The sequence below is a fragment of the Pseudoxanthobacter sp. genome (assembly GCF_036822375.1).
In the GTDB taxonomy this organism is placed as follows: domain Bacteria; phylum Pseudomonadota; class Alphaproteobacteria; order Rhizobiales; family Segnochrobactraceae; genus Pseudoxanthobacter.
Genome location: NZ_DAISHT010000002.1, coordinates 65,334 through 73,102 on the forward strand (window position 1 = coordinate 65,334; position 7,769 = coordinate 73,102).

General features: G+C 69.0%; 7 protein-coding genes. 1 reads left to right on the top strand and 6 read right to left on the bottom strand.

The genetic code is table 11. From position 1 onward, the window contains the following. Positions 1–342: 342 nt before the first annotated feature. The gene (locus V7067_RS00745; protein ID WP_334173952.1) at positions 343–768 is read right to left on the bottom strand and encodes a DUF3617 family protein; all 426 of its coding nucleotides are present in this window, start codon (positions 766–768) and stop codon (positions 343–345) included. A gap of 48 nt (positions 769–816) precedes the next feature. Then, positions 817–1,743, bottom strand: a complete 927-nt coding sequence (locus V7067_RS00750; RefSeq protein WP_334173953.1) for a DUF4892 domain-containing protein — start codon at positions 1,741–1,743, stop codon at positions 817–819. Positions 1,744–1,945: 202 nt separating this feature from the next. Between V7067_RS00750 and V7067_RS00755 the strand changes: the two genes are divergently transcribed. Next, positions 1,946–2,953 carry a GAF domain-containing protein gene (locus tag V7067_RS00755; RefSeq protein WP_334173954.1) on the top strand — a complete coding sequence of 336 codons (1,008 nt, stop codon included), beginning with the start codon at positions 1,946–1,948 and terminating at the stop codon, positions 2,951–2,953. Between the two features lie 112 nt (positions 2,954–3,065). Here V7067_RS00755 and efeO (V7067_RS00760) read toward each other — a convergent pair whose 3' ends face one another. From efeO (V7067_RS00760) to efeU, 4 genes are all read right to left on the bottom strand, one after another. Then, the gene (gene efeO / locus V7067_RS00760) at positions 3,066–3,917 is read right to left on the bottom strand and encodes an iron uptake system protein EfeO (RefSeq protein WP_334173955.1); all 852 of its coding nucleotides are present in this window, start codon (positions 3,915–3,917) and stop codon (positions 3,066–3,068) included. Positions 3,918–4,054: 137 nt separating this feature from the next. Continuing rightward, positions 4,055–5,371, bottom strand: coding sequence for an iron uptake transporter deferrochelatase/peroxidase subunit (efeB, locus tag V7067_RS00765; RefSeq protein WP_334173956.1), 1,317 nt, complete (start codon positions 5,369–5,371; stop codon positions 4,055–4,057). A gap of 17 nt (positions 5,372–5,388) precedes the next feature. Continuing rightward, positions 5,389–6,507 carry an iron uptake system protein EfeO gene (gene efeO / locus V7067_RS00770; RefSeq protein ID WP_334173957.1) on the bottom strand — a complete coding sequence of 373 codons (1,119 nt, stop codon included), beginning with the start codon at positions 6,505–6,507 and terminating at the stop codon, positions 5,389–5,391. A gap of 51 nt (positions 6,508–6,558) precedes the next feature. Further along, positions 6,559–7,389, bottom strand: coding sequence for an iron uptake transporter permease EfeU (efeU, locus tag V7067_RS00775; RefSeq protein ID WP_334173958.1), 831 nt, complete (start codon positions 7,387–7,389; stop codon positions 6,559–6,561). Positions 7,390–7,769: the final 380 nt, after the last annotated feature.

Consider the following 7,769-nt stretch of genomic DNA (forward strand, 5'->3'; position numbering starts at 1 on the left):
GTTCTTCCGGGTGATGCCAATGGCGGCGGCGCAGGCGGTTTCGCTTGCGCCATCCCCCGAGAGGCCGCCCGGGACCACCGGGCGTTCCGCGGGCCGGCGACCGGATCTTTCACACCGGCAGACGCCCGGCACGACCGGAAAACGGCCCCCGCCACCGTCCGGTGCGCAGGGTTCCACAAGAGGGCCCCGATCCGGGGAGAAGGACGAGAGGGAGATGGCCCGCGCCGGAGATCGTCAGTCTGACGCAAGCCGCCGCCGCCTCCCCCTCTCCCCGGACCGCCCCCACTCCGGCCGCGCCCCAACCCGGTCGGCCGGCATGCTGACGAGGCGGTTCGTCCGCCGTCAGGAACAGGGCCCGACGAGCCGGCCCTGCTGGACGATGGTGCCGGACGGCTTGCCGGCCATCGACATGGAGATGCGCCCGTCCATCGTGGTGCCGCGATAGAAGAACTCCGCCGCCTGCTCGACCGGACCGCAGGTCTGACGGAAGCTCACGCGGTCGCCCTGCGCCGTCACATCCCCGATGGTACAGCCATCGCTCGTCTGCTCCATGGCGGCGCGGATTTCGGCAGCCGAACCGGCCGTGGCCGCAACCTCGCCGGCGCTGAGGCACTTCTTGCTGGCAAAGCGCTGGCCGTCGACAGCGCCGCCCTGCATCGTCATTTCGATTTCCCACAGACCCGGCTGCATGCGCTGCTGCGCGTGCACCGCGCCGGGGGCGGCGGCCAGACAGAAGGCAACGGCGAGCCGGATGGCGGCGCGTTCCATGGCAGCATCTCCGCATCGGGACAAGGAAAAGCAGCGCTGTGGCCGGCGTCAGCGCGACACCAGTTCGACGCGGCGGTTTCGGGCGCGCCCGGCCTCTTCGTCGTTGGAGGCGACGGGGGCGGCCATGCCGGCCCCGAACGGCGTCAGCCGCGCTGCCGCGATGCCCTGCTGCTGCAGCGCAGCCACCACGGCGGCGGCGCGGCGGCGCGAAAGATCGACGTTGTAGTCAAAGCCCCCGCGGGAATCCGTGTGCCCGGTCACGACCACCGAAACCGACGGGTTCTCCTTCAGGAAGCGGACGATCTCGTCGAGGGTCGGCCGCGATTCTGCCCTGATATCCGCCTTGTCGAAATCGAACTGCAGGCCATAAAGCGCCACATGGCCGTCGGCCGCGATTGCCCGGGCCATGGCGCCGGCATCGATGAAGGCGATCCGCCCGGTCTCGATCGGCTTTTCTTCCACGGCAATCACGCGCACCAGCGGACCAGTCTTGCTGCCGCCGACATAGATCGCCGCGTAGACATTGCCCGCCGGCCGCTCGGCGCGGGCGAGCAGATAGCGCACGCCGTCGCCATAGCGGTAGTTGATGAGGCCATCGCCGGCAAAGCCGCTCATGCGATAAGGGCTGCCGGTGCCCCTGATGCAGGTCTGGTCGGCGCACTGATAGACAATGCTGAAGCCCTTCTCTTTCAGCATGTCTTCGTAATTGCGGATGATCTCCAGCGGCGAGCGGTCCTTCGGCGCATCGTAGCGGATGCGGGTGACCTTGCCTTCCACCAGCAGAGAATTGTCATCCGTGAATTTCTCGCCGCTGCCGCGCAGATCGACCGGCGCATCGATCAGCCGCTGTTCGTCGAAGGCCACCTGTTCATAGGCTGTAATCTTGGCGCCCTCGTAGCGCCCGACGAGGGGATGGTCTTTCGAGCCGGCGACATCGGCCGCCCGCGCACCCGAGAGGGCCGCGACAACAAGCATGGCAGCGAGCGGGACGGATCCGGGCTTGAAGCGGACGAACGGCATCGTCGGAGGCTCTCCGGCTGAGGGCGGTTACAATGTTGATATTTACAGCCCCGCCTCAGCGCGGGAAATTCCCCCTTCGGGGAGTGTTCTGTCTCCGGACGGATCGGGAAGCGCCATGCGACGGGTCGCGAAACGACATTGGCATGACCTTGAACTCGTGTGCTCGACGGGGGTCGGCATTGCGGCGATGGCGCCCAATGTCTGCCGCCTGCTGCGCGAGATCGTCGGCGCGGATGCCGCGGCCATCTTCTGGCTGGATGCGGCCGGTCTGCCGACCGGCTTCTTCCATGAAGACTCCAATGCCGCCGCCCGCGATCTGTTCGCCAACGCCTTCGAGGAGCTCTTCACCGGCGAGCGGGAACTCAACGTCGCCACGCTGGTGCGCAGGACGCAGGCCGATGCCGGCCACCTGCTGGCCCCGCCGGCGGATTACTGGCGTTCCAACACATTCAACCTGCTGGTGCGCGCCAGCGGCCACCACCATGCCCTTGACCTGCGGATCGACCATGATGGCCGGCCGCGCGCCATCGTGCTGCTGTTCCGCGTGCGCCGGCAGCCCTTCACCGCAGACGACCTTGCGCTGCTGCGGCTCTCCGCCGATATCCTGCGCCGCGCCTTCGCACCGGCCCCCGATGCCGAGCGCTGGAGTGCGACCGGCCCGCCGGCCCATCTCGTGGTCGACCGCAGCGGACAGACCCTGCTCTTTGCCGCAGACCCTGCGGCCCGCCTGCTGCGCGAAGGCAACCCTGTGGCGCAGGGCATTCCCGCCGAGGGCCCCCTGCTCCGCCCGCCGGCGTTTGCGGCAGCGCTGTGCCACCGTCTCGGGGCGGATCCCCGTCCGCAGGTCGTTCTGCCCTCGCCCCGCGGCCGCGTCGTTGCCACGGCGGAGGAGCTGGCCGCGCCGGCCGGCGGCAGCGTGGTGCTGCTGGCGCTGCTGGCGGAAAGCCCGCAGCGGCTCGGCATCGTGGAGCATATTCTGGCGCAGGATGTCTCGCCGCGGCAGAAGACGATCCTGCTGGCGGCCGCCTCCGGCGCCTCGCGAACCGAGGCGGCCCTGCACACCGGCACCAGCCCGGAGGCGATGAAAAAGCACCTCGTAGCCATCTTCGCCGCCACCGGCGCACGGTCGTGGATCGATCTGCGCCGGATGTTCGGCGAAAAGTGACGTCCCGTCACATCCGGCCGCCGGGGCAGACGGCGACCGGTGCCGGCCTGCCCGCGGGCGGCCGGACACGCAGGGCCGGTCCCTGCGCGCCCGGGTCCGGGGCCGTTACGGCTCAGTCAAGCCCGAGGCGGGCCCTCAGCGTGGAGAGATCCTCGGCAAGCGTGTTCACGAGCGCCGCCAGCTTGCGCCGGTCGGCATCCGTCAGCTTGTCATAGGACTCATAGCCCTCTGCGGTCTTGTATTTGCCAAGCGTCTTTTCGACGGCCGCGAAATTGCCGCTGACCTTTTCCACGAAGGCCTTGTCGCTGACATAGGGGCTGAAAAGGGTGAAAATCTTCTCCGATCCCTCGAAATTGGCAACAAAGTCATAAAGATCGGTGTGGCTGTAGCGATCTTCCTCGCCGGAAATCTTGGTTTTCGCCACTTCCTCCATCAGGGCGGCCGCACCGCCCACCACCTTGTCGGGCGGGAAAGTCAGGCCGCGGATGCGCTTGTTCAGCTCTTCCACATCGGCCTGCAGCCTGTCCGCAACCGGGCCCAGCCCGTCGGTGCTCTTCTTCCCGAACAGGCCGTATTCGATGCGGTGGAAGCCGGTGAAGCCCTCGTCGGCCTCGCGCTTCTCGTGGTCGTCGGCGCGCGAGTCGATCGAGCCGTCGAGATCGGAGAAGAGCTCGGCAATCGGCTCGACGCGCTCATAGTTCATGCGGCTCGGCCCGAACAGAGCCTGTGCTTTCGCAAGGTCGCCGGCCTTGACGGCGGCCGTGAAGGCCCGCGTGTCGGCCACCAGCTGGCGGGTCGCGTCGGCCACATAGAGCTTGTACTCGGTGATGGGTCTGGCGAGGTCGATGGGGCTCGCCGGCGTTTCCTGCGCCTGCGCGGCCACCGGCGCGGCGACGAGAGCGGAACCGAAGGCGAGCGAAAGTGCAAGGCCGGCAACGAGGCCGGCGGAGCGGTGGTTTTTCATGCGAAGCATCTCCCTGTCTTGGGGCCCGGCCGGCGGCCGGGCCTGCGGCGAAAGCGAAGGCAAAGCCCGCCCGTCCCCTGCCGGCTGTCCGTCAGGGGGGCGACACGTCCGGCGGACGGCCGAAGGCGGTGAGGGTGTCAGGCGGTCTTCAGGCCGGCGGCCTCCAGCATCGTGCGGCCCAGAAAATCGCGTTCGTCACGGGCGCCGGGCAGCGCGAAGAAATAGCCGCCGCCGATCGGGCTCAGGTACTCTTCCAGCGGCTCGCCATCGAGGCGATGCTGCACGGCGATGAAGCCCTGCTCCAGATCGGCCTGATAGGCGATGAACAGCAGCCCCTGCTCAAGCTGGCCGGCCCGGGACACCCCGTTTGAATAGTTGAACGGCCGGCGCAGAATGATGCTGGCGGCAGTGGCCGGCGTGCGCGGGTTGGCAAGGCGGATGTGGGAATCGAGCGCCGTGATGCGGCCTTTCGGGTCGGCGGCATAATCCGGCACATCGGCCTCGGTGCGGCCGTCGAACGGCGCACCGGAATCCTTGCGGCGGCCGAAAATACGCTCCTGCTCGCCAAGCGGCGTGCGGTCCCAGCGTTCGACGAAATTGCGGATGATGCGCACGGCCTGATAGCTGCCGCCGGCGGTCCACGCCGGCTCGCCGGCCGCCCCGGCCTGCACCCAGACGATGCGGTCCATCAGCCCTGTATCGGCGGCATCCGGGTTGGCCGAGCCATCGCGGAAGCCGAGAAAATTGCGCGCGCTTTCCGGCGGCCGGCCGGGTCGGGGCGCAATGGCGGGCACGTAGCCCTCCTGCTTCCAGCGCAGCACCAGCAGATCCGGCATGTTCTTGATGATGTCGCGCAGGGCGTGAATGTTGGCATCGGCGGAGTTGGCGCAGAACTGCAACGCCAGATCGCCGTGGCACAGCGCCGGATCGAGGGCATCGTTGCGGAACTTCGTCATCTGCTGCAACCGCGCCGGGCGGACACCGGCAAGGCCGAAACGCGCGTCGAACAGGGCGTTGCCGACGGAAACCGTGACTGTGAGGTTGTCCGGCGGGACGACCGGACCGAGCAGGCCGGAATCGGCCGGCGGCAGCCGCGGGTCCAGATCGGGCGGCGTCCAGCCCTGCGTCAGCAGCGCGATGCGCTCGTTCAGCGTTCGGAACAGACGGACGAGATCGGCGGGCCGGTCGGCAATCACGTCGAAGGTGGCGACCATGCCGAATTCAGGCCGCGGCGTGACGATACCGGCCTGATGCACACCGTGGAACGGCACGCGCTGCTGCTGGCGGCCGGAGACCGGGGCCGCCGTCACGTTGCCCGCCTCCGCCGCCACCGGTTCGCCGGCACCGGCCGGCGCGAGGCCGCCGGCAAGGGCCGCCAGCGCCCCGCCGGAGGCCGCACCAAGCCCCATCAGAACCCGGCGGCGGTCAGGCGAGGCTGAGTTTTCACGCGCCATTTCATCTCTCTCCCGCATCATTCGAGACCGAGCACGGCATTGAATTTCGCAAGGTCGCCGGCGAGTGCGCTGAGCTGTCCGGCCAGCGCGGAAAGCGCGGCCTTGCGGTCGGAAGCGGAGGCCAGACCGGCGGCCGCCGCCGTTGCCGCCTTCAGGGCGGTGGCGGTGGCGGCGGCCAGTGCCGGATCGGCCCTGTTCACCATCGGCGCAAGCAGCGACACGACCTTGGCCACGCCCTCAAGCTCGGCGGTGAAGTCGGCGCTCTCCTGCGCGGCGCCTTCGCCGGTTCCGCCGCCGGCGGCAACGTCGGCCGCCCGCGCAACGCTGCGGGCAGCACCGGCGGCGAGCGCATCGGGCGACAGCGTCAGCCCGCGCAGCCGGGCGCTCAGCGTGGCGGCATCGGCCGCAAGACGGTCGGCGACCGGCAGCAGCGCGGCGGCATCGCCGCCGCCTTCCACCGCCGGCGCCAGCTTGTGGAAGCCGCCGAACGCCGGATCGGTCTCGCGGGCCGCAAAATAGTCGGCGCGGGCGTCAATGGCGGTGTCGAGGTCGCCGAAACGCCGGGCCACAGGGGCGACGTGGAGATAGGAGACCCGCGCCGCCGCAAAGGCGGCTCTGGCCGCCGCGGCATCGCCGGCGCGGACGGCGGCGGCCAGATCGTGCGCGGACGCTGCAAAATCCGCTGCCTCCAGCGCCAGATAGGCCTGATATTCCGCCAGCGCACCCACAATGGCGGTTGCGGGCATCTGCTTCGCCTCGGCACGGGATGCTGCCGAGGGCGTGACGGTCAGCGTGCCGCGCGGGTTGTTGAGAAGCCCGCAGGTGATCTGGAACGTGCCCGGCGAAAGGCGGGCGGTGAGCCGGGAGCTGAGGCCGGGTGCAATATTCTCGCGTTCCTCCACCACCATGACACCGTCGAGGATCTCCCACTCCACCACGCGGTCGGACGCATTGACGATCTCAAACGTGGCCCGCCCGGCGGGAACGCTGAGTGCGGCCGGCTCGCAGCGATCGGCGCGGATGACGACGCGCACCGCCTCCGGCCCGGCCGGCGGCCGGTGTCGCGTCGCGGCATACCAGAACGCCGCACCGGCGGCGATGACGAGAACGCCGGCACCGGCCACAGCCAGCTTCATGCCCCGGCCGCGGGGGCGGGGGTCAGGCGAAAGAGACGCAGGCATGGAACTTCAGACCTTGTGCCCGGCCGCACGGCGCGGCGCGGCGGATGCCGGCGGTGCGAGGAACAGCACCAGCGCGACGGCGAGGAAAACGACATAGGCGATGACTTCGCCGATGGCCGGTGCATCGCGATAACCGAACATGCCGGAAAGCAGCGCGCCGGCCGGACCGTCCGCCGGCAGCACGGCGCTGATATCGAACGCCGTCGCCTGCAGCCCGTTCCACACGCCGGCCTCGTGAAAAGCCCGCACGGCGTTGGCCAGCAGGCCGGCCGCCACGAACAGGATGAAAACGCCGGTCCAGCGGAAGAAGCGGCGCAGATCGAGCCGCACGCCGCCGGCATAGATGCCATAGCCGACCGCCACGGCGGCGATGACCCCGAGCAGGGCGCCGAGCGGCGCCAGGGCGCTGTCGCTCTGCTGGAAGATGGCGAGGAGGAAGAACACCGATTCCAGCCCCTCGCGCGCAACCGCCAGAAAGACCATGGCGATGAGGGCGAATGTGCTGCCCTGCAGCGCCCGGTCGACGCCGGCATGAAGCTCGCCGCGGATCGAGCGGGCCGCCCGGCGCATCCAGAACACCATCCACGTCAGCACGCCGACCGCGATCAGCCCGACCACCGCCTCGAACAGTTCCTGCTCCTTCTGCGGGAATTCCGCGCTGACGAGCTGCAGCCCGGCACCGGCGAAAAGCGCCAGCGCGATGGCGGTCAGAATGCCGAGCCACACCGCGGGCATCAGGTCGGATCGCCCGATCTGCTTCAGGTAACCCGCAATGATGCCGACGATGAGCGCGGCCTCGACGCCTTCGCGCAGCATGATCAGAAAAGGAGCCAGCATGGAGCCTCGCAGCGCCGCCCCGGCCCCAGGGAACCGGGCGACCGCAACAAATTGTCGCAGACCGTATGCCCGACTCGTACTGCGCCTGCAAATGAATAGCAAGTGTTTGTATCAACTTACTATTTCGACTAATTCCAAACCGCGGAAAGCGGTCCGGGTCGGATTTCGCCGGCCTCTTCGCCCGTCACCGCGGCCCGCAAAGACGGCGGCAACCGCGCCGGGCCGGCCGTCTGTGTGAGATGGCCGTTCGCCGCCATGCCCCGGCCCGGGAATGACTTTGCGCAACGCCCGCTGGCGCGGGAACGGACCGGCCTTACCGGAGGTCTACTGTTGCGATAGACTTATTTCTCATGAGACAGGCGCGTTCAGACACGCCGTTC

Coding starts and splice junctions, on each gene's coding strand:
- efeO (WP_334173955.1), bottom strand. CDS start 3,917: ATGAAAAACCACCGCTCCGCCGGCCTCGTTGCCGGCCTTGCACTTTCG.
- efeO (WP_334173957.1), bottom strand. CDS start 6,507: ATGAAGCTGGCTGTGGCCGGTGCCGGCGTTCTCGTCATCGCCGCCGGT.
- V7067_RS00750 (WP_334173953.1), bottom strand. CDS start 1,743: ATGCTTGTTGTCGCGGCCCTCTCGGGTGCGCGGGCGGCCGATGTCGCC.
- efeB (WP_334173956.1), bottom strand. CDS start 5,371: ATGGCGCGTGAAAACTCAGCCTCGCCTGACCGCCGCCGGGTTCTGATG.
- efeU (WP_334173958.1), bottom strand. CDS start 7,389: ATGCTGGCTCCTTTTCTGATCATGCTGCGCGAAGGCGTCGAGGCCGCG.
- V7067_RS00745 (WP_334173952.1), bottom strand. CDS start 768: ATGGAACGCGCCGCCATCCGGCTCGCCGTTGCCTTCTGTCTGGCCGCC.